General features: G+C 65.2%; 18 protein-coding genes and 1 pseudogene. 7 read left to right on the top strand and 12 right to left on the bottom strand.

The genetic code is table 11. The annotated features are described in order from the left end of the window. Positions 1 to 150: 150 nt before the first annotated feature. From A3AU_RS0108245 to A3AU_RS0108215, 8 genes and pseudogenes are all read right to left on the bottom strand, one after another. On the bottom strand, positions 151 to 1,557 hold the full coding sequence (locus tag A3AU_RS0108245; protein WP_027052373.1) for a coiled-coil domain-containing protein: 1,407 nt from the start codon (positions 1,555 to 1,557) through the stop codon (positions 151 to 153). A gap of 155 nt (positions 1,558 to 1,712) precedes the next feature. Beyond that, positions 1,713 to 2,013, bottom strand: a pseudogene (locus A3AU_RS1000000140285) (sulfatase); the annotation flags it as partial. 29 nt (positions 2,014 to 2,042) lie between these two features. Further along, the gene (locus A3AU_RS0108240) at positions 2,043 to 2,729 is read right to left on the bottom strand and encodes an aspartyl/asparaginyl beta-hydroxylase domain-containing protein (RefSeq protein ID WP_027052372.1); all 687 of its coding nucleotides are present in this window, start codon (positions 2,727 to 2,729) and stop codon (positions 2,043 to 2,045) included. A gap of 57 nt (positions 2,730 to 2,786) precedes the next feature. Continuing rightward, positions 2,787 to 4,280: an efflux transporter outer membrane subunit gene (locus A3AU_RS0108235; protein ID WP_027052371.1), complete on the bottom strand. Its 1,494-nt coding sequence runs from the start codon at positions 4,278 to 4,280 to the stop codon at positions 2,787 to 2,789. 11 nt (positions 4,281 to 4,291) lie between these two features. Further along, positions 4,292 to 7,459: an efflux RND transporter permease subunit gene (locus A3AU_RS0108230; RefSeq protein ID WP_027052370.1), complete on the bottom strand. Its 3,168-nt coding sequence runs from the start codon at positions 7,457 to 7,459 to the stop codon at positions 4,292 to 4,294. 3 nt (positions 7,460 to 7,462) lie between these two features. Then, a complete protein-coding gene (locus tag A3AU_RS0108225) occupies positions 7,463 to 8,737 on the bottom strand; it encodes an efflux RND transporter periplasmic adaptor subunit (RefSeq protein ID WP_032917055.1) in 1,275 nt (424 codons plus the stop codon). 263 nt (positions 8,738 to 9,000) lie between these two features. After that, positions 9,001 to 9,207 carry a hypothetical protein gene (locus A3AU_RS0108220; protein WP_027052368.1) on the bottom strand — a complete coding sequence of 69 codons (207 nt, stop codon included), beginning with the start codon at positions 9,205 to 9,207 and terminating at the stop codon, positions 9,001 to 9,003. 120 nt (positions 9,208 to 9,327) lie between these two features. Beyond that, positions 9,328 to 10,059, bottom strand: a complete 732-nt coding sequence (locus A3AU_RS0108215) for a hypothetical protein (RefSeq protein WP_027052367.1) — start codon at positions 10,057 to 10,059, stop codon at positions 9,328 to 9,330. Between the two features lie 207 nt (positions 10,060 to 10,266). Here A3AU_RS0108215 and A3AU_RS0108210 point away from each other — a divergent pair, with 207 nt between their 5' ends. Further along, on the top strand, positions 10,267 to 10,992 hold the full coding sequence (locus A3AU_RS0108210; RefSeq protein WP_027052366.1) for a response regulator: 726 nt from the start codon (positions 10,267 to 10,269) through the stop codon (positions 10,990 to 10,992). Then, positions 10,989 to 12,230, top strand: coding sequence for an ATP-binding protein (locus A3AU_RS0108205; protein WP_027052365.1), 1,242 nt, complete (start codon positions 10,989 to 10,991; stop codon positions 12,228 to 12,230). Before A3AU_RS0108210 ends, A3AU_RS0108205 begins: the two co-directional genes overlap by 4 nt. Before the next feature lie 371 nt (positions 12,231 to 12,601). Here the strand turns inward: A3AU_RS0108205 and A3AU_RS01000000135110 are convergent, their stop codons facing one another. Beyond that, a complete protein-coding gene (locus A3AU_RS01000000135110; protein ID WP_032916995.1) occupies positions 12,602 to 12,793 on the bottom strand; it encodes a hypothetical protein in 192 nt (63 codons plus the stop codon). A gap of 84 nt (positions 12,794 to 12,877) precedes the next feature. On the opposite strand from A3AU_RS01000000135110, the gene A3AU_RS0108200 reads away from it, so the two are divergent. Genes A3AU_RS0108200 through A3AU_RS0108185 form a run of 4 tightly spaced genes read left to right on the top strand, consistent with a single transcriptional unit; the run spans position 12,878 to position 17,974 of the window. Continuing rightward, positions 12,878 to 14,047 (top strand): acyltransferase family protein, encoded by a 1,170-nt coding sequence (locus A3AU_RS0108200; protein ID WP_027052364.1) that lies wholly within the window; start codon positions 12,878 to 12,880, stop codon positions 14,045 to 14,047. Beyond that, positions 14,044 to 15,150: a glycosyltransferase family 2 protein gene (locus tag A3AU_RS0108195; RefSeq protein WP_027052363.1), complete on the top strand. Its 1,107-nt coding sequence runs from the start codon at positions 14,044 to 14,046 to the stop codon at positions 15,148 to 15,150. The genes A3AU_RS0108200 and A3AU_RS0108195 overlap by 4 nt, the downstream gene beginning before the upstream one ends. 4 nt (positions 15,151 to 15,154) lie before the next feature. Beyond that, on the top strand, positions 15,155 to 16,180 hold the full coding sequence (locus tag A3AU_RS0108190; RefSeq protein ID WP_027052362.1) for a glycosyltransferase family 2 protein: 1,026 nt from the start codon (positions 15,155 to 15,157) through the stop codon (positions 16,178 to 16,180). 9 nt (positions 16,181 to 16,189) lie between these two features. Further along, positions 16,190 to 17,974 (top strand): ABC transporter ATP-binding protein, encoded by a 1,785-nt coding sequence (locus tag A3AU_RS0108185; RefSeq protein WP_032916994.1) that lies wholly within the window; start codon positions 16,190 to 16,192, stop codon positions 17,972 to 17,974. Positions 17,975 to 18,552: 578 nt separating this feature from the next. Here the strand turns inward: A3AU_RS0108185 and minE are convergent. The 3 genes from minE to minC all read right to left on the bottom strand — a co-directional run bounded on the left by minE (position 18,553) and on the right by minC (position 20,632). Then, on the bottom strand, positions 18,553 to 18,825 hold the full coding sequence (gene minE, locus A3AU_RS0108180) for a cell division topological specificity factor MinE (protein WP_027052360.1): 273 nt from the start codon (positions 18,823 to 18,825) through the stop codon (positions 18,553 to 18,555). Continuing rightward, positions 18,822 to 19,637 carry a septum site-determining protein MinD gene (minD, locus tag A3AU_RS0108175; protein ID WP_027052359.1) on the bottom strand — a complete coding sequence of 272 codons (816 nt, stop codon included), beginning with the start codon at positions 19,635 to 19,637 and terminating at the stop codon, positions 18,822 to 18,824. Before minD ends, minE begins: the two co-directional genes overlap by 4 nt. Before the next feature lie 146 nt (positions 19,638 to 19,783). Beyond that, positions 19,784 to 20,632, bottom strand: a complete 849-nt coding sequence (gene minC / locus A3AU_RS0108170; RefSeq protein ID WP_027052358.1) for a septum site-determining protein MinC — start codon at positions 20,630 to 20,632, stop codon at positions 19,784 to 19,786. 386 nt (positions 20,633 to 21,018) lie between these two features. On the opposite strand from minC, the gene A3AU_RS1000000137230 reads away from it, so the two are divergent. Then, a complete protein-coding gene (locus A3AU_RS1000000137230; RefSeq protein ID WP_154674549.1) occupies positions 21,019 to 21,516 on the top strand; it encodes a hypothetical protein in 498 nt (165 codons plus the stop codon). The last annotated feature ends 60 nt before the right edge of the window (positions 21,517 to 21,576 follow it).

Here is a 21,576-nt window from a genome sequence, read left to right as displayed (position 1 = left end):
GGAGATACGGGCAATCGCTCCTTCTGTCGTGAGGCAGCGTCGGCCGTTTGATAGGGCACAGGCAAGCGCGGCTGTGCCTGCCTCATTCGCGCCGAGGTGCCGGCATCAGACAGTCAGTCCGGTCGGAAAGCAACCGCACGCTCTCGTGGACTATGACGTAACCTGCATGTTTCGGCGCAGTCGCCGTCTGTGCGTGGCGCGCACGGGGTCCGCCACGGGGATCTCGACTACATTGTTGTCGCGGGTCCTGGCGGCCGTGACCTTGTGCAGGCGTTCGTAGGGAAGAAGCCCCTTGATGCGGGCGTTGAGGCTCGCGACCTCCGCGCGCAGGTCCTCGCATTCCTGCTTCTGGATATCGAACTCGATCTGCTCCGACGCCCGCTGGAGCGACAGTTGCGAGAGATTGGCGCTGACACTCGACAGGCTCATCTTGCCGCTCTCGTTCTCGCTCCTCAATGCCGACAGCTGCTCATCGGCGATCTGCCTTTCGGCTAGCGCGTCATCCAGTTGCAGCTTGAGCCTGGCGATCTCGACCGCGGCTTCGCCGTTCTCGATGATGGTTTGCTCCATCCGAGCCTGCAGGTTCTGGGTTTCCGAGCGCAAGCCCTGCATTTCCAGGCGGGTGCGGGCAAGCTCGGCGTCGCGGTCAGCCTCCATGAGGCTGGTCGCCTCGGCCATTTCCCGAAGTTTCGCCTGGGCGCTCTCGAGCGACTTGCGCAGCCGCGCCTCCTCCTTCTCGCTCTTGCCGAGCGCGGCCATCAGATCCGCGATCCGTGCCGTATCGGTGGAATGGATAGCGGAAACTTCGTCGAGCTTGTGCCGTGCCTCGGCTTCCCGATGCAGTGACCGATCGAGGTCAACCGACAGGCTGACCTGCCTTTCCCGCAGCACCTTGCTCTCGTTCGCGCTGCGGTTGGCATCGATGGTCCTTGCCGAAAGCTGGTTTGCGATGTCGCCGAACTCAGCTTCGCGCTTGGCGGCCGCGTTGGCGGCCTCCACCAGTTTCAGTCTGGCGGCGGCGAGTGCGGCGCGTAGCGCCTCCCGCTCCTGCACCAGGCTCGCCTCGCGCTGCCGAAGAGTGTCGAAGGCGCCGTCGCGCTCGGTCTGTCTTTTCCCCGCTTCGGCGAACTGGTCCGAGAGCGCCTTGTGCTCGGTCGCAAGCCCGGCATTGACGAGTTCCATCTCGTTGGCCCGCATGACGTCGCCATGCAGGATGCCGAGGAACTCGCGCGTCAGGTGGTGCGAGGACGCGAGTTCCGACAGTTTTCCGCCGATCTCGTCGAGATGCCCCTGCGCGTCGCGGAACAGCCCGTCGAGGGCTCCGAGCGCGGCGAGCCTGGTCTGCGTATGCGGGGTCAGCCTTGGCAGGCTTTGCGGATCGTCCACACCGGCTTCGGACGGACCACCATCGTCGGGCTCGCCGACATCGACGCTGGCGTCCTGCAAAACCGGCTCTTCGTCGAGACACGCCTCGATCGTTTCCGCCAATTCCGTCTGGAGCTCCTCGAACGCCCTGTCCACATCATCGGCACGCTTGATCAGATTCTTGAGATTCATGACCGAACACCTTCTACGCAAACGCTGTTCACATACTTAATGAAGTTCTAATATGCCCTTTTACATCCGCTCCTTGCGTATGGGAAGCCCCTGACGGAAGGGGCTGCCTGGCCGATCGATATGGCGGCGCGGACGGGTTTTCGGTGCCCGGCCGCTCAGTTCAGCGCTTTTCGCCGTGGCGGCGGTGCCGGGTGGCGCTGCTCGAGCTCTGCCGCTGCCGCCGCGCGGCCCGTCCGGCGCAGCCTTTCGAGATAGGCCGGCAGCTCGCCGAGGCAATTGGAAAGGCCCCCCTTCCCTGATCACCGTCACCAGCGGGTCGACATCACTGTCGCTCCGCACGGCCATGGCACTGCGCCAGTCCTCGAGTAGGCTGCTGGCGTGATCCACGATATCAGCCCGCGAACCGGAAAGATCATGCTGCTCATGCGGGTCCTCGCTCAAATTGAACAGGCTGACGGTACGGCGCGCCGGCGCCCGCCGTGGCTTCAGCCGGAGAAGGACACGCCCCTGCGGCGCATCCCCGACTGGACCCCGCGCACGATCAGCCTGGACAGGATTTCCATGTCCCAGGGCATTCCAGGGCGCCAGACATCGAGCAGCAGCGCTATGCGGGCCTCGTCGGAATTGTTCATCACCTCATGCTGGTAGGTGTCGTCCCACAGCATGCCTTCGCCGTCGGCGATGCGCCTCTCCTGATAGTTGATCATCATGATGGTTGCCGGGCGGCCATCGGGCTGCCGCGGGATGACCAGGCCAAGGTGGAACCGCATGATGCCGCGGAAAGGTCCGCGATGGGCAGGGATGTGCTTGCGCGGCGCCAGGAACGAAACCGCCGCCGATTTGACCTCCGGGCATTCGGCGAGCAACCGGCTGAGAACCGGCATCCGTGCGAGGTTTTCCGGCACCGTGACGTCGTAGGCCTTGAGCACGAACATGCGCCAGTCCAACCCGTCATTGGCCGAAATCTCGGCCTGCTCCGGCATGATGTCGTGGAAACGGGGAGCCTTGCCGAGACGCAAGCCAAGCGCCTCGTCGCGGATGCCTTGCCAGGCCTTGGTGAATTTCACCGCGTTCGGAAAATCAGTCGCGGCATCGAGGATCGCCGGCGCCTCTATGCGCTTTTCATAGATGCGCCGGACCACACCGGATGCAAGATCGTAGATGTGGGACATCTCATGGCCTCTGGGAGACTATAACCCGACACCGTCGGCGCGGATCGCACTTTTTGTTCACTGCTTCGCGAGCTTCACCGCCAGCCGCGGCCCGGCCTTGACGTCGACGATTTCGGGTTTTGTGCTGTCGACCGCGCCGTCCCAGCCGCCGCCGAGCGCCTTGTTGAGGGCGATGTAGTTGGTTGCCAGAAGCACGCGGCTTTGCAGCAGCGAATCTTCAGCCGTATAGAGCGAGCGCTGCGCGTCGAGCACGTCGAGCAGGCTGGTCTCGCCGGTCTTGTAGAGTGTGCCCTCGAGACTTGCCGCCTCGCCATAGGATTTCGCCGACGAGGCAAGCTTGCCGATCCGGATGCGCTCCTGCGCCATCAGCACCAGCGCGTTCTCGACATCCTCGAGCGCGGTAAGCACCGAGGCGCGGTAAGCGATGAAATACTGGTCGCGCTGCGCGCGGGCGACATCGGCCGCCGCCTGCAACTGCCCGGCATTGAAGAGCGGCACGCTGAGCGTCGGCCCGAACGACCAGCCGATCGACGAATTCTTGCCGAGATCGCCGATGTTGAGCGCTGCCGTGCTGATGTTTCCGGTCAGGCTGACCGAGGGATAGCGCGCCGCTTCCGCCTGCCCGACCTTGGCGGTGTATTGCGCGTATTGCCGCTCGGCCATGAGGACGTCCGGGCGCGACAAAAGGATGTCGGCGGGAATCCCGGTCGGCATCGACAAGCGCGGTGACGGGATCGGCTTGCCGCGTTTCAAGCGCTCGCTGAGTGCCGCCGGCGGCCGGCCGGTGAGCACCGACAGACGATGCACCGCCTCGGCATAGCTTGCCTCCAGCGTCGGCACCGTAGCCTCGGTGCTGGCCGCCTGCCCCATCGCCTTGGCGACATCGGCCGCCGTCGCCGATCCCGCCAGAGCCATGGTGCGGGTTAATTCGGCGGTCTGCCGTTGCGACGCGGCCGAACGCCGGGCGAGCGCGATGCGGGCCTGGTAGCCGCGCGCCTGGGTGTAATAGGACGCGACGTCGCCGACCAGGGTCAGGAGTGTCGAGCGCAACTCCTCTTGCGACGCCTCCACGCCGTAGCGCGCCGCCTCCACGCCCCTGCGGTTGGCGCCGAACAGGTCGAGCTCCCAGCTGGCGTCGAAGCCGGACTGGTATTCGCTGTAGATGGAATTGGTCCCCGATGTGGTCTCGGCCGACTTGTTGCGGGTGATCGAGCCGGAACCGTCCACCGACGGCAGCAACGCGCCGGCGCTCTGGCGATAGCTGGCGCGCGCCTCGCGGACCTTGGCTTTCGCGGTGGCGACATCGAGATTGCCGGCAACCGCTTCCGCGACAAGCGTATTGAGCTGGGGATCGCGCAAGCGCTGCCACCACTGCGACAGCTGCGCCGGCTCGACGGATTTCGTCGAATTCTCACCGCTCCAGTATGCCGGCATTGGCATGATGGGCGTCCGATAGTCCGGGCCGACGACGCATCCAGCGAGCAGAACAGCCGTGATCATGGGCACAATGAGCCGCCCCGCGGCCACCGGGCCACGTTCGAAACCTGTCATTGGAAATTTCCTTATTGCTGGTTGGCTGTCGCTGGTTTCTCGCCCGTGTCTTGCCCGATATCCGGCCCGATATCGGGCTTCGCCACCCTGCCCTTGAAGATACGCCGCACCGTGACGAACAAGAGCGGCACCAGGAAGACGCCGATCACCGTCGCCGCGATCATGCCGCCCATCACGCCGATGCCGACCGAATTCTGCGCGCCGGAGCCGGCGCCGCTGGCGATGGCGAGCGGCGTGACGCCGAGGATGAAGGCCAGCGACGTCATCAGGATTGGCCGCAAGCGTTGCCGCGCCGCCTCCAGCGTCGCCTCGACCAGCCCCATCCCGGCCGCCTCCCGCTCGATGGCGAACTCGACGATCAGGATGGCGTTCTTGGCGGCGAGGCCGATCGTGGTCAGCAGGCCGACCTTGAAATAGACGTCGTTGGTCTGGCCGAAAAGCGTTGCCGCCGCCAGCGCGCCGAAGATCCCGATCGGCACCGACAGCATGACCGCGAACGGGATCGACCAGCTCTCATAGAGTGCCGCGAGACACAGGAACACCACCAGCGCCGAAATCGCGTAGAGCGACAGCGCCTGGTTGCCCGAAAGCCGTTCCTGATGCGATAGCCCGGTCCATTCGTGCGAGTATCCGGCCGGCAGTTGCGCTACCAGCCTGTCGATCTCGTCCATCGCCGCGCCGGAGCTCACCCCCGTGGCCGCCGCGCCCAGGATCTCGACCGCCGCCGAGCCATTGTAGCGTTCAAGCCGGGGCGAGCCGAAGGTCCAGTGGCTGGAGGCGAAGGCCGAGAACGGCACCATGGCGCCGCTGGCATTGCGCACCTGCCATTTGTCCAGATCCTCCGGCTGCATGCGGAAGTTCGCGTCCGACTGCATATAGACCGGCTTCACCCGCCCGCGATCGATGAAATCGTTGACGTAGTCGCTGCCCCAGGCGCTCGACAGCGTGTTGTTGATGTCGGCGAGGCTGACGCCCAGCGCGCTGGCCTTTTCCTGGTCGATGTCGATTGCGAATTGCGGCTGGTCCTCCTGGCCGTTGGGGCGCGTGTTGGCGAGCAGTTTGCTCTGCGCGGCAAGCCCCAGAAGCTGGTTGCGCGTCTGGATCAGTGCATCATGGCCGGCGCCGTTGACGTCCTGCAGGTAGAAATCGAAACCGTTGGTGTTGCCGAAGCCCTGGATGGCCGGAGGGGCAAGCGCGAAGACCTGCGCATCCCTGATCTTGCGGAAGGCACCCATTGCGCGGCCAGCGACCGCCTGCGCCGCCAGGGCCGGCGACGAGCGCTGGCTGAATTCCTTCAGCGGCACGAAAGCAATGCCGACATTCTGCCCGGCGCCGCCGAAGCCGAAACCGGAAGCGGTGAAGACGCCCTGGACGGCATCCTTCTCCTCCTTGAGATAGTGGTCGGTCACCTCGGCCAGCACACGCTCGGTACGGTCTTGCGTCGCGCCGACCGGCAGCGACACGCTGGTGATCAGGATGCCCTGGTCCTCTTCCGGCAGGAACGAGCTCGGCAGCCGGGCAAACATCCAGCCCACGCCGATGACGATGGCGAGGAAGACGGCGAGGAAGCGCCAGGACCGGTTGATGATGCCGTGCGAGCCGTCGCGATAGGCCGTCGTGCCCCGGTCGAACACGCGGTTGAACCAGCCGAACGGACCGGTCTGCGTCGCATGGTCCTTGGGCCGCCGCAGGATGGTGGCGCAAAGCGCCGGCGTCAGCACCAGCGCAACCAGCACCGACAGCACCATGGCTGAGACGATGGTCACCGAGAACTGCCGGTAGATGATGCCGGTCGAGCCGCCGAAGAAGGCCATCGGCACGAACACCGCCGACAAAACGGTGGCGATGCCGACCAGCGCGCCGGTGATCTCGCCCATGGATTTTCGCGTCGCCTCTTTCGGCGACAGATATTCCTCCTGCATGACGCGCTCGACATTCTCGACGACGACGATGGCGTCGTCGACCAGCAGGCCGATGGCCAGCACCATGGCGAACATGGTCAGCGTGTTGACGGAATAGCCGAACAGCGACAGCACCCCGAACGTGCCGAGCAGCACCACCGGCACGGCGATGGTCGGGATGATCGTTGCCCGCAGATTCTGCAGGAAGATGAACATTACCAGGAACACCAGCACGATCGCCTCGGCCAGCGTCTTGACCACTTCCTCGATCGACAGCCGCACGAAGGGCGAGGTGTCGTAGGGGTAAACGACCTCGACCCCTTGCGGGAAGGTCGAACTCAGCCGGTTGATCGTCGTGCGCACCGCTTCAGCCGTGCTGATGGCATTGGCGCCGGTCGCGAGGTTGATTGCGACGCCGGCCGCCGGTTGGCCGTTGTATCTGGCCTGCGTGGTGTAGCTTTTGGCGCCGAGTTCGACGGTGGCGACGTCGTTGAGGCGAACCAGCGAGCCGTCCGTCTGGCTCTTCAGGATGATGTTGCGGAACTGTTCGGCGGTCTGCAGCCGGCTCTTGGCGGTCACCGTGGCGTTAAGCTGCTGGCCTTTGCGTTGCGGCATGCCGCCGAGCTGGCCGGCTGAGACCTGCGTGTTCTGCGCCTCGATCGCCGAGGCCACGTCGCTCGGCATCAGCGTATATTTGGCGAGCTTGTCCGGATCGAGCCAGATGCGCATGGCATAGCCGGAGCCGAAGAGCTGCGTCGAGCCGACGCCTTCGACACGCTTAAGCGTGTCGTTGATGGTCGAGTCGACATAGTCGGCGAGATCGGTCGAGTTCATCTTGCCGTCGCTGGAGACGAAGCCGATGACCATGAGGAAGCCGGTCGAGGATTTGGAGACGGTGATGCCGTTGCTCTGCACCACCTGCGGCAGCTGCGACTGCACCAGCTGTAGCTTGTTTTGCGTCTGCACCTGTGCGGTGTCGGGATCGGCCGCACTGGTGAAGGTCAGCGTGATCGTGGCCGCACCGGTCGAGGTCGAGGTCGCCGTCATGTAGTCGAGATTGTCGATGCCGGTCATGCCTTGCTCGATGACCTTGGTCACCGAATTCTCGACCGTCTGGGCGTCAGCGCCGGGATAGGTGGCGCTGACGTTGACCGTGGTCGGCGCGATCTGCGGATATTGCGAGATCGGCAGCGTGGTCAGCGCGAGCAGGCCGCCCAGCATGATCACGATGGCGATCACCCAGGCGAAGATCGGCCGGTTGATGAAGAATGCCGACATCGCTCAGTTCCCGGTCTGCTGGCCGTTGGCGGCCATTTTGGCGGGAGCTGGCGCGGCCGAAGAGGTCTGCGCCCTGTCCTTCACCTCGCCGGTCGTCTCGTCGATCGTCACCTCGACGCCCGTCGCGTCGCCGCCGGGGCGCACCAGTTGCAGGCCTTCGACGATGACGCGGTCGCCGTCGCCGACACCTGAATCCACCAGCCAGTTGTTGCCGACGCTGTTGCGGACAGTGAGCACACGCGTTTCGACCTTGCCCTGCGCATTGATGACCATCGCGGTCGCCTCGCCCTTGGTGTTGCGGGTGACGCCGCGCTGCGGCACCAGGAAGCTGTTCTGGGCAACGCCCTCCTCGACTAGCGCCCGCACGTACATGCCCGGCAAAAGCAGGCGGTCGGGATTGGGGAACTCGGCCCTGAGCGCAAAAGTGCCCGTGGTCTGGTCGACATTGGCGCCGGCGAATTCCAGCTTGCCGGTCTGGTTGTAGATGGTGCCGTTCTCAAGCTTCAGCTTGACCGAGACATTGGGGCCGCTGAACTTCAGCCGGCCCTCATTGATCGCCTGGCGCAGGTTGAGCAGATTGGTGCTCGACTGCGTGACGTCGACATTGATCGGATCGAGCGACCGGATGGTCGTGAGCAAGGTGTCCTGATTGGCGGTGACCAGGGCGCCTGGCGTCAGCGATGACTTGTCGATGCGACCGGCGATTGGCGCGGTGATCTTGGTATAGTCGAGATTGATGCGCGCGGTTTCGACACTGGCCTTGGCCGACGCCACGTCGGCATTGGCCTGGGCGAGCGTTGCGGCGGCATCGTCGTAATCCTGTTTGGAAACAACGTTCTGCTTCAACAAGCCGGCATAGCGGTCGAACTTGGCCTGCGCCGTCGGCACCGCCGCTTCGGCCTTCTGCTGGGCTGCCTGCGTGCTGTCATAGGCTGCCTGGTAGCTCGCCGGGTCGATGAGGTAGAGCGGCTGCCCGACCACAACCTCGCTGCCCTCCTTGAACAACCGTGCCTGGATGATGCCGTTGACCTGCGGACGCACATCGGCGGTGAGCGAGGCTGACGTGCGTCCCGGCAGCTCGGCCGTGATCGCCACCGATTGCGGATGCAGCGTGACGACGCCGACCTCCGGCTTGCTTGCGCCGGCCATTCCGGCGGGAGCCTTGCTCCCCTCCTGCGAACAGGCCGCCAGAAGAACCGTGGCGGCGAGTATTGCCGCCCAGGGCGCGAGCCGGCGTCGATGGTCCGACAAGACGGATTGGCTAGGCGTGAAAGGCATGGCCTGGATCTTTCCCTGGAGTTGCGGCGGCCTGGCACCGGAAGCGAGGCCCGGCAGGATCGATGAAATACGCTCGATGACGATCGATATCGTGAAAATGGGCCGCGCCCGTGCGAGGGCTGCGTCGAGCAATGCCTCGAAGCGGCTCATGTCGCGCTCCTTCTCCGCGGCCGGATCGAACCCGACGATCGAGTTCCGGGCCGCGATGCCCATCGCGCTCATTTATGCCGATTGGCGGCGGCATGCCAAGCCTTGCCTGCATCCTATGCGGTCTTGCGGTCATGATGATCGTGAAGCTGCCGTGCAACCGGCAGCGACAGGCGCCAGGCGGCGAAGCTCAACCGCACCGCGCCCTGCAACGTGTCGGCAGGCAGCGCCGCCGGCATGGCGGCATCACTGGCGCGCTGGCCGAGCGAGAGCCTCGGGCTCACCGACGCGATCAGCCGCAGCATCATCATGGCTTCCCACATCGGCGTGCTTCCATCTGGGCAATTGAGGGTGGGATGACAAGACATGCCTGCCATCCCACGAGACCGGCCGGCCCGAGAACGGGTTGGGCACCGGGCCGGCCGGCGCAACCGGTCGGAGTATCAGCCATTCCCGGGCTGGGGTGGCGGAAGCTGCCCGCCCAGGTCGGGCGGACCTCCAGGTCCGGCTGCATCTTCCGGCGGGCCGCCCCAGGGACCGGGGGGTGGTCCGTGGGGGTGTTCCGCCGAAGCGAGGATTTCGAGCTGTTCAGGCGAGAGCTTGGTGCGCAGCTCGGCGATCGCGTCCTTCAGCTTGGCGGCCGAGGCCGCGCGCGCCGTGACCTCGTCGGCCAGCCTCTCCTGGAAGGCGAAGGGATCGGGTTTGCCGCCCGGACCGGCATCGGGGACCTTGGCCTCGGGCGCATCGGGACCACCCGGGCCGCCGGTGCCGCCGGGACCACGATCATGCCGCGGCGGCGCGAGCACCGCCTGCAACGCGCTGGTGTAGTCGCGCCAGGCGTCGAGCTGCTCGCTGCGAATGCCGACGCGCGTCTCCAACACCGCCAGCCGGGCGGCCAGCATGAACTCCGGCGGCGGTCCCATGCGGTGAGGGCCAAAGCCTTGCGGTCCAAAGCGATGCAGGCCAAAGCCCTGGGGACCCCAACCTTGCGGGCCATGCCCCATCGGTCCGAGCGGACCGCTCTGGCCAAACCGGGGCATCGGGCCGTGGTCCGGTCCATCCTGGGCGATGACCGGCGGCTCGCCGGGCGCCGCGCCGGCATCGGGCTCGGCCGCCAGCACGGGGTGGATCGCGGCGAGGGAAAACAGGCCGAGCGCAAGAAGTCTGCTTCGCATGACGGGGTTCCTTTCATCCATGCTTCGGACAGCCATGAGGATAGGAAGCCTGTTTGTCCGCTTCGCGTCGGCGTGTTGCCGAAGGTTTCCGCAAAGGGGCAATTTGTTTCCGAATGTTTCCCGCCGCCGGCCAGAAACATTGCGTTGCAATTTTCCATGCCGCTCGCGCGTCCGGCCCCTATAATCACGGCAAGCAAGGGCCTGATCATGCAGTCACAACCCCATATCCTCGTCGTTGACGACGACCGCGAGATCCGCACGCTGCTCGGCCGCTATCTCGACGGCCAGGGCTTTCGCGTCTCGGTGGCGGCCGACCGGCGCGAATGCGAGCAGAAGCTGGGCGCCGGCCAGTTCGACCTCGTCGTGCTCGACGTCATGCTGCCCGACGGTTCGGGCCTCGACATCTGCCGCGGCTTGCGCGATCGCAAGCCGCACGTCCCGGTCATCCTGCTGACCGCGCTGAAGGAAGATGTCGACCGCATCATCGGCCTGGAGCTCGGCGCCGACGACTATCTCGGCAAGCCTTTCAACCCGCGCGAACTCACCGCCCGCATCCGCGCCGTGCTGCGGCGCGCCGCACCCGAGGAGGCGCCGGCTCCCCGCGCCCGCATCTACCGCTTCGCCAGCTACCGGCTGGAGCCCGACACCCGCAAGGTGACGGATGGACGAGGCGAACTCATCGACCTCACCGGCGCCGAGTTCGACCTTTTGCAGGTGTTCCTCGACCGCCCCGGTCGGCTCTTGTCGCGCGACCAGCTGCTCGACCTCACGCAGGGCCGCGAGCGCGACCCGCTCGAACGTTCGGTCGACGTGCTGATGAGCCGGCTGCGCCGCAAATTCTCCGGCACCGGCGACGGCCCGCTGTTCAAGACCGTGCGCAATGGCGGCTACCAGCTTACCGCCCGTGTCGAGGCGGTGGAGGTCGAGGCGTGAACTCGCTGCGCCGCCGCCTCATCCTGCTGCTGGTGATTTCGATCGTCGGCGTCGTCGGTCTGGCGACCGCCGCCGTCATCAGCGTGCGCGGCGGCGGGCCGCCGCCGGAGCTGACCGTGCCCTGGATCGCCCAGCAGATGGAGCTGGTGGTTCGGCTGCTGCCCGGACCGATCCCCGATGTGCTGCGGGTGCAATTCTCGGACCATCCGGCCGCCGGCAAGGTCGCGCGCACGGAAACGGAAATGCTCAACGATATCCTGCAGCGCCGCGGCCTCGATCTGCTGGCGATCATCAGCGAGAAGCCTGGCGAAGCCGGCCAGACTGCCTCGGTGCAACTGCCTGACAGGCGCTGGGCGATCATGGACGTGCCGCATCTCAAGCCGCCGGGGCGCGAATGGCTGGTGCTGGCCGGCTGGATCTCGCTGATCGTCGCCGGCGCCACCGCCGTCTCCGTCTATTTCACCTCGGTGCTGATCCGGCCGCTGGAAATGCTGGAGGCCGCAGTCTCCAAGATCGGCTCGGACGGCGTGCTGGCGGCGGTGCCGGAAGTCGGCTCGGCCGAGGTCAAGGCGACGGCGCATGCGCTGAACCAGCTGTCGTCGCGGCTGCGCACCGCCATGGAAAGCCGCATGCGCCTGGTCGCCGCCGCCGGCCATGATCTGCGCACGCCGATGACGCGCATGCGGCTGCGTGCCGAATTCCTCGACGAGGAGCGCGACAAGTGGCTGCACGACCTCGACGAACTCGACCGCATCGCCGACAGCGCCATCCGCCTGGTGCGCGAGGAGGTCAACCAGGACGCCGTCGAGCCGCTCGACCTCGAAAGGATGGTGCGCGACATCGCGGCCGAAATGGCCACGCTCGGCCACAACGTTTCCATCGGCCATCTGGACAAGGTGTCGGTCCGCGCCGGCGCCCTCGGCCTGCGCCGGGCACTACGCAACCTGATCGTCAACGCCGCCACCCATGGCAAGGCGTGCACCATTGCCCTTGCGACCACCGACAGGCGCGCCGTGCTGACCATTTCCGACAACGGCCCGGGCATCCCGCCCGACCTGATCAACAAGGCCTTCGAGCCCTTCTTCCGCGTCGACCCCGGCCGCCATCAATTCATCCCCGGCGCCGGGCTGGGCCTGGCCATCGCCAAGGAAATCATCGAGCGCTATGGCGGCACGGTGACGCTGGAGAACCGCGCCGGCGGTGGGTTGGCGCAGACGGTGGTGTTCAAGGCGATGTGAGGGGTTGGCAGGCCGCGGCTTCCTGCCGAGTAAAGGGGCCTTGCCTACGGCTTCCAGTTGGGCGGAATGCCTGTTTTCAAGGAAGCAAGCCATGCGGGCAACCAGCGATTTTGCTGCACCGCAAAAACCCAATGTTTCCAATTCATTCACCGCTCGGACGCGATCTAGTTCATATGGTAAAAATATAGACTCTCCAATTCCAAGTATCATTTGACGAATACTTCGAGAGTTTTATTTCCCAAGGCAGCAATCGGCCAAAAAACGGGCAATCGATACAGCTTGAATGACAGATGGAAGCGCGGAAGAAAATCGCCGAGGGCGCAAAAGCTGGGGCGGTTTGTCGATTTTTAGCGCTTGCTCACCTAAGTATTTCAGCCTGGTAAATTTTTTGTGTTGCGCTGCACAATGCCTTGAACGAACCATCGGCTGGGGGCCTCGTTTTGCGACTGGACATACGCCGTGGAGGATTGCGCCAGGTTGATCAGCTTGAGCTGGCCATCCGTCGATTTCGAACCCGGTTCGGGCGGACGCGCAAAGCGCGGATCTGAAGATACCAGCGTCATGGCAGGTCTCGTCCGTCTTGGCCTGCCGGCCCAAGCGGCCGGACATCGCGCAGGCACCGGACATCGCGCGGGCGCAAGCCACTGATGGGAAACGCCCGCGACATCCAACTGGATGCACTGAGGGCCATCGCCGTGACGATGGTGCTGTACTCCCATTTCTTCGCGGCTGGAGGATCTTCCTTCTGGGGCCACATCGGTGTGCGGCTGTTCTTCGTGCTGAGCGGCTTCCTGATCACGCGCCTGCTTCTGGAGGCGCGCGCGGCCGCCGCGTTCGAACCCCGCCCCGCGCTGCGGTCCTTCTACATCAGGCGCGCGCTACGGATATTCCCTCCCTATTTTGCCGTCCTGGGCTTCGTCTGGCTGTTTGACCTGGAACAGTCCAGGGGATCGCTGGTCTGGCATGCGCTCTATCTGTCGAATTTCTGGTATGCGCTGCGCAATGACTGGACGCCCTGGGTGCTGTGCCATTTGTGGAGCCTGAGCATCGAGGAGCAGTTCTATGTTGCCTGGCCACTGGTCGTCCTGCTGGCCCCACGCCGGCGCTTTGAGTCGATCTGCATCGGCGTCATCCTGCTGTCGCTCGCCTATCGCTTCTACTGGCCGGTCACCGCCACCCCGGCGCTGGCGCGCGACCTGCTGCCACCGGCATCGATGGATGCGCTCGCGTCGGGCGCCCTGCTTGCCTGCTGGCGGTCCAGGGGAGCCGACCCGCCGCGGTGGATGCGATTGGGCTGGCCCGCCTTCGCGTCCGCGTTCCTGATGATCGAGTGGTTTGTCCCGGCGCCTCCCGACCCGACGCTGGAATGGGCCCACTGGCTGCTGCTGCAAGTCCTGCCCCTGGTGCCGCTGATGGCAATCGTCGCCGCCTGTTCGCGCGGCCTTGGCGGCACCCTTGGCGGGTTTGCGGAACTGCCGCCGCTGCTGGCTCTGGGCCGCATCAGCTACGGCGTCTATCTCTATCATCCGATATTGCTGTCGCTCGCCGTCAAGTCGCAGCCCTGGATTCCGCTCAACGTCTCGCAGCAAGGGCCAGGGCGGCTCCTGGTTGCGAGCACCGCCACGATTGTCGTGGCCTCGATTTCCTGGGTGGTGTTCGAAAGGCCGCTCAACAGGCTCAAGCGCCACTTCCCCTATGTCGCGCGCGCCGATGCCCCGCAGGCCAGCCATGCCGGCTGGTTCGCGAGGGCGGCCGTCGGATCGCCCGATGGCCGCACGCCATCGCTCGACCTCCAGCGAACGGATTCGAGACGATGACTGGCGCTCCGCTCGTCTCCGTCCTGCTGCCGGTCTACAATGCCGGACCCTATCTCGCCGCCGCGCTGGCAAGCATTCTGCGGCAGGACCACGGCCGCCTGGAGGTCATCGCGATCGACGACGGGTCGACCGACAATTCGCTCGAGATCCTCGAGCGATACCGGGAGGCCGACAGCCGCGTCTCGATCATCTCGCGTGAAAACCGTGGCCTCGTCGCGACGCTCAACGAGGGGTTGGCAATCGCCCGGGGCGAACTGGTCGCGCGCATGGACGCGGACGACATCGCCTATCCCTGGCGCCTGTCGCGCCAGGTGGCGCTGTTCGAGCGACGGCCCGAGCTCGGCTTCTGCGGTGCCGGCGTCGACATGTTGATCCGCGGCCGCATCGCCAGGGGCAAGCCCGATCCGGTGTTGCAGTTCGGCCGCATCCCCATATTGGCGATGTTCTTCACGATCTTCATGCACCCGACGGTCGTCTACAACAGGAAGGTCATCGAAGACGACGTCCTCCACTACGACCAGACCTACCGGCACGCCGAGGATTTCGATATTTTCAGGCGGCTGGCCGGCCGTTACCCGGCGGCCATGATGCCCGAAAACCTGGTCGTCTACCGCATCCATCAGGCAAGCGTGACCAGCCGGCACAGCAAGGAGATGCGCAGGACGCATTTGCGGATCGTGGCCGAGAACCTCGAGCGCGAGGGCCTCGCGGAAGCCACGCGGGACCTGCGCGACATCGGCGAAGCGGTCAGCCTCGACGCGGTTACCCGCGCGGCCAACTTCATCGTCGCGCTGGAGGAGCGGATTTGCTCCCTGCCGGCCGAGACGCGGCCGAGCTTCGAGGCCGGCGCGCTCAATCTGTTCTATTTCCTTTACCAGCTCGTCGCCGACGAAAAGCAGCCCCCGCTGACGCATGAATTGCTGACGCTGACCGCGAAGTGGAACGTCATCCGGCGCCGCGAGCAATATGCGCTGCGGCCCGGCGCCTGGGCGCCCTGGCTCAGCCGCGCTTCGCTATCGGCCGGCAAGCAGGCGGACGCCGTGGAATACTTCTTCAAATCCGCGCCCGCCGCGGCGGTTCTGGCATCTTATCAGGTGGGTTAGAGGGATGACCGTCAAAGCCCACCAAGCTGCGCGGCGCGATCGTTCGACGGTGCTTGGCGCCGTGCCGCGACCGGAACGAGTGGCGCCGGAAGTCAGCTTCATCATCTGCACGCGCAACCGCGTTACGGTGCTCGAGGCCTGCATCAAGTCGGTGCAGGCCGCGTGCCGCGCCCATGCCGGCTTCGCGGCCGAGCTGGTCGTCGTCGACAATGGCTCGAGCGACCGCACGGCGGAACGCCTGGCCAGCATCGCCGACACGTCGGACATTCCACTGACGCCCGTTTGCGAGCCACGCCCCGGATTGGCGGCTGCCCGCAACGCCGGGTTGAGGCGCGCGCGGGGCCGAGTGCTGGTCTTCGTCGATGATGATTGCGCGGTGCATTGCGACTATCTCAGCGATCTGGAGCGACATTATTCGTCCGGGGAACAGTGGCTTATCCGGGGAGGCCGTGTCGAGCTGGGCGACCCCAGGGATTTGCCGTTCACGATCAAGCGGTCGCGGGTGCGCGAGCGGCTGACGCCAGATGTTCACCCCGGCGGTTTTGTGCTGGGCTGCAACATGACGATGCACCGCGATGTCGCGGCCCGTATCGGCTATTTCGACGAACGCTTCGGCGCGGGCGGGCCATTGCGGTCGGCGGAGGATACCGACTACCTCGTGCGAGCGGCGTTGCTCGGCATCGCGGTCGAGTATGTGCCGGACATGACGATATTCCATCATCACGGCCGGCGGGATCGCAAAGCCATCGAAAAGCTCCACCGTGACTACAGCCTGGGCAATGGCGGGCTCTGCCTGAAACATGGTCGCCATGCGCCCTGGCTGCTTCGCCATTTCTACTGGGCCGCGAGAGGGGCTTTCCGGGAATTGGCGGGCGGGCCTGCGTTCGATCGTGAACTCAATCTGCCGCACTGGCCGATCGTCGCCATGAATTTGCTCGGCGCGGCCAGATTCGCGGTTCTCCAGCTGGCGAGGCGTCCGCGGGCCGAGCCGGTGTGGCAGGATCAACAAGCAGATGCCCAAACGAGGTGAACCGCTCTGATGCCATTGCTTCCGCCTAGCCTGCCGATGCTGTTCCGCACGTTCGGAAAGCGGCAACTGCGCCTGCTTCCGGCCGTGGTGGTTCTCGGGCTGGTGAGCGCCGTGCTCGAAGGGTTCGGCATCGGCCTGATCATCCCGTTGCTGGGCATCATCATGGGACACGGGGATGCGGCGGGAATGGCCGGTTTCTCCGCGGTCCTCCAGCAAATCGGATCAGGCTTGAGCGAGCGCGACCGGCTTGCCGCCATTTCGGTCGCCATCCTCGGCTCGATCATCCTGAAGAACGTTTTCGCCTTCGCCAACACGCTGCTGACGACTTTCATCTCTGGCAAGGCAAGTCATTCGATCCGCGGCGCACTGTCGGAGCAGCTCTTGCGGGTCGGCTACCCATTCTTCCTGCGGCAGAGTCCCGGACGGCTGCTCAACATCATTTCCAACGAATCCTGGCGCGCATCGGATGCGATCCAGATCATGCTGTCGGCCATCGTCAGCGCATCGGCCGCCATCATCCTGCTGGCTTTCCTGCTCCTGCTGTCGTGGCGCATGACGCTGTTGGTCACGCTCGGACTGGCGCTCGTCCAGCTCGCGCACGCCGTCCTCTCGGCCAATCTGAAAGAGCCGAGCCGCAGCGTCGCTTCGCGCAACGGCCACCTCGCCTCGCAGATGCTCCATCTGGTGCATGCCGGACGCCTGATCCGCATCTTCGGACAGGAGAGCCGGGAGAAGGCGATATTCGACACGGCATCCGATGCGGTTCGCCACGCCTCCTTCGTCCTGCAGGTCCGCCAGGGAGCGTTGCCGCCGCTGACGGAGGTTCTCCACGCCATGCTGTTTCTGGCGGTGGTGATCGGCGCCTGGTACGCGCAAGTGAGTTTCCCGCTGATCATCGCCTTCGTCATCCTGCTTTACCGACTGCAGCCGCACATGCGGGCCTTGCAAGGCTCGTGGAGCCAGTTGCAGGGCCTCAGCGGATCGCTTGAAGAGGTGACATGGATGCTGGATCCCACAGGCAAGCCCAGGCCGCCGCAAGGCGACGGGCCGTTCCACGGTTTGCGCCAAGGCATCAAGTTCGATGACGTGACGTTCACCTATTCCAGCACGGACCGGCGTGAAGTTGTGCTGCATGCGGCGACGTTCGAAATCCGCGGCGGCCGCTCGACGGCGCTGATCGGTCGCTCTGGCGCCGGCAAAACGACGATCGTCAATCTGCTGTGCCGCTTCGTGGAACCGGACACCGGCAGGATCCTCGTCGATGGATCGCCACTCGACCGGATCGACGCCAGCCAATGGCGGCGGCACATCGCACTGGCCAGCCAGGAGCTGGAACTGGTCGATGGCACCATTTTTGAGAACATAACCTACGGGCAGGACGCGGCCACCGGCGGCGACGCCGAGCGCGCCGCAAGACTGGCCGAAGCGCATGAATTCATCGAACGGCTGCCTGAGGGCTACAAGACACTCGTCGGCTACAGAGGTGTCAACCTGTCGGCGGGACAGAGGCAGCGGATCGCACTGGCCAGGGCCCTGGTGCGCGATCCCGATCTGCTCATCCTGGACGAAGCCACAAATGCGGTGGACGGGCTGTCGGAAGCGGCCATTGTCGAGACCCTGAAGTCGAGAGCCGGCCGCCGCGCGACCATCGTCATCAGCCACCACCACAGCACGATCTCGTTCTGCGACGACGTGGTGATCCTGAGCGGCGGCCGGGTCAAAAAGCAGGCGCCTTTCGGCGCCCTGGCATCGCTTACCATGGACGAGCTTTACCAGCATGAACCGCAGGATTGACGAGGTCCGGGCAGCGATTCCGGGTACGGCCTTCGGCCGTCCGAATCAGAGGCCGGGGACGCGGCCATGGCAACCCTGCGCGATCGCACCAATGCCATTCAGTGCACGCCAGCACTATCTTGCCTTCGCGGCGGACCTGTCGATCCGCCTTGGCCGGCGCCCATCAGCTCACTCTCCGGATGCGGCGCCGGCCTCCCCTCCGCACCGCCGCCCGGTCTGGCCATCGCCAAGGAAATCATCGAGCGCTATGGGGGACGGTGACGCTGGAGAACCGCCAGGGTGGTGGGCTGGCGCAGACGGTGGTGTTTGACCGGTGTGAAAAGGCAATGTCGGCGGGGCACGCCCCCCTCTGGCCTGCCGGCCATCTCCCCCACTAGGGGGGAGATCAGTAGCCTCTATCTCGCCGCTTGTCTTTCAACGTAGCCGATTAGCGAAGGCCGCGATGACAGCCAATCTCCCCCCTAGTGGGGGAGATGTCCGGCAGGACAGAGGGGGGCGCCTGGCTCGGCATTTGAAATACCTCGCCGCGCAAACCTGGCAGAACCTAGCCCCCCAAGGGGCGAGGAAAGGCGTCGGCGCTAGCCCGCCATCGCCAGCGGCACGGCGCTCTTGTTGGGGATCTGGATGTCGATTTCCAGCGTCGACATGGTCTCGCCGCGGTCCATCGAGACCTGCAGATAATCCTGGTCGATCTGCACGTGCTTGGCGATCACCGCCAGGATCTCCTCGCGCAGGACGGAGACGAGATCGGGCTGGCCACGGCTGCGGCGCTCATAGGCGAGCAGCACTTGCAGCCGCTCGCGCGCCACCGGCGCGCTGGTGCGCCGCTTGAAGAGGTCGAGAATGCTCATGCGGCCCTCCTTCCGAGCAGCCTGTCGAGGAAGCCCTTGCGTTCGAAGGGCACGATGACCGGCAGGTCTTCGCCTTCCAGCCTTCGTGCCGCTTCCAGATAGGCCTTGGCGGCCGTGTTGAGTGGTTCCGACAGCGTCACCGGCGAACCGAGGTTGGAGGCGCGCAGCACATCCTGGCTCTCGGGAATGATGCCGAGCAGCGGCACCGACAGGATTTCCAGCACGTCGTCGATGCTGAGCATTTCACCCCGCGCGGCCCGCGCCGCGTCGTAGCGGGTGACCAGCACGTGCTTGGCGATCTGCTCGCCCTGTTCGGCGCGCATGGTGCGGGCGTCGAGCAGGCCGATGATGCGGTCGGAATCGCGCACCGACGACACTTCCGGATTGGTGACGATGACCGCCTCGTCGGCAAAGCGCATGGCGAGCTGCGCGCCGCGCTCGATGCCGGCCGGGCTGTCGCAGAACACATAGTCGAACACCGAGCGCAGCTTGTCGATGACCTCGCCGACGCCCTCTTCCGTCAGCGCGTCCTTGTCGCGCGTCTGCGAGGCCGGCAGCAGGAACAGCGTGTCGACCCGCTTGTCGCGGATCAGCGCTTGCGACAGCTTCGCCGTGCCCTGGATGACGTTGACGAGGTCGAACACCACGCGGCGCTCGGCGCCCATGATCAGGTCGAGGTTGCGCAGGCCGACGTCGAAATCGACCAGCGCCACCTTCTTGCCGGTCTTGGCCACGGCGGCACCGAGCGCCGCCGTCGAGGTGGTCTTGCCGACGCCCCCCTTGCCCGAAGTGACCACCACTACCTTGCCCATGAAAAAGCCTCCTGCGCCGATTGTTGTTGTTGTGCCGTGCTCGCGCACCGGTATCCGTCAAAACCTGTCGATAATCCCACGCCAAGCCGGTCCGAACCTTGCGGGGCGGCAGGAGCGGGAAAAAAGGGGGGTTCCATCGTGCCGCCCTAGTTCAGCGGCACGACGGCAAGCATGTCGCCTTCGAGGAAGGCCTGCACCGCCTTGCCGCGCGAGACGCCGTCCATCTCTTCCGCCGTCGTGTACCAGCCGTCGACCGAGATCATCTCCGCCTCGTTGCGGCGGCAGAAGATGCGCGCCGACCGGTCGCCCTGCGAACCCGCGATGGCGCGGCCGCGCAGCGTACCGTAGACATGGATGGAGCCAGCCGCGATGATTTCCGAGCCCGAAGCGACCGAGCCGAGCACGATGACATCGCCATGCGGATGAAAGACCGACTGGCCCGAGCGGATCGGCGACTTGATCATCAGCGTGCCGGCCTGAACCGTTTCCGCCGCACCAGCCTCCGTCGCCTTGACCGCTTTGCCCTTGCCAACCTCGGCCTTGCCAGCCTCCGCCTTGCCCTCATCGAGCTTCTTGCCGTCCTTGCCGCGTTCCGTAAACACCGCTTCGGCCTTGCCGGCCTCATCGGCGGCATCGATCTTGCCCTTGCGGCCCGGCTGCGGCAGCAGGCCGTCGGTCGTCGCCTCCTTGGCGCCGCAAAGCAGTGGCGGCAGCTCCGGCCCGAGCGAGGCGCCGTCGAGCTCGATGGCATAGACCCTGATACCGCGCCCACCGAGCGAAGCGACCAGCAAAGCGATCTCGTCCGCGCCAGGCTTCAGCATGTTGAGATCGAGCACCACCGGCCGCCCGGAAAAATACCCCGGCGAATTGCCGATCCAGTGATCCAGCCCCTCCAGCCAGTCAGAAATCGGCGCCTCCGGCGTCAGCGTGAAAGCGACGAAAGAGCGGGCGCGAAAGCGAATGGATTTGGCCTCGAGGGGAGCGGCAAAGGTCACGGCTGGCGAATCCTTACTGAGAGGTAAACGCTAGCGAGGGAATGGTTAACGAATGGTTAATGCGGGTGGCTGCTTGGCATCTCGTGAAAAATTGGAAGGTCGGAAAAGGGCCATTGGCGACCGCTAGAGAGTTACGCATGGCCCTCTCGCAGGGGGCCGGAAGCGGTCGGTCCGTTTTCGGGTGAAGCGCCAGCCAAAGCAGCCATCCATTTCGGCAGGTTTTGATTGCTCGATGATGGGCACCGCCAAGCCGCAAGATCCCGGGCCCGTCGGGCAAATTACGGAACCTCACAATTGGCTGTCTCGCACCGTGGAGTTGGAGAACGCAGCTATGCTAGCCTGCGCGTCCGTCGAGCCGCCTGAAGCGCGGGCCTGAGGGGCAAGTCATGTTGGATCAATGGACCAATTTCTTCATCATGGTGGGCGGCGGCGCGGCGGGGCTGGCCGGGTTGATCTTCGTCGCCATCTCGATCAATCCCGAACGCATAGTCCGCAACACGACGCACAAGAACCGGGCCATCAATATGCTGTCAGGCTTCAGTGCGATTTTCATGGCCTGCAGCCTAGCGCTTCTGGGCGGTCAGTATCTTCTAACACTCGGCCTCGAATGGCTTTTGCTATGGGTCGTCGCGACCTTCATCTTTGTCAGAGGCTATGTCGTCGCCATCAAGTCGGGGATGAGCTCCATCGGGCTGACCGTGCCCCGGCTCGCGGGCGGCACGGTGTGCTACCTCGCCGAAGTCATCGGCGCGTTTCTGCTGGTTCTCGGACGCGGCATAGGGCTTTACATCGCGGCCCTTGGAACCATCGTTTTGTTCGCCTTCCTCATTTCGGGCGCGTGGCTGCTGATCATCGGCATCTACGAAGAGCCGGCCAAGGAATGAGCCGCACGCCCAGAGCTGAAGAGGCAAGTGCCAGAAAGCGGAGCGGGCCCGTTGTTGCCG

Origin of the sequence: Mesorhizobium erdmanii USDA 3471, from assembly GCF_000472705.1 — a bacterium.
Taxonomy (GTDB): domain Bacteria; phylum Pseudomonadota; class Alphaproteobacteria; order Rhizobiales; family Rhizobiaceae; genus Mesorhizobium; species Mesorhizobium erdmanii.
Note: the sequence above shows the minus strand (reverse complement) of the source record. Positions and strands in the feature narration are given on the sequence as shown.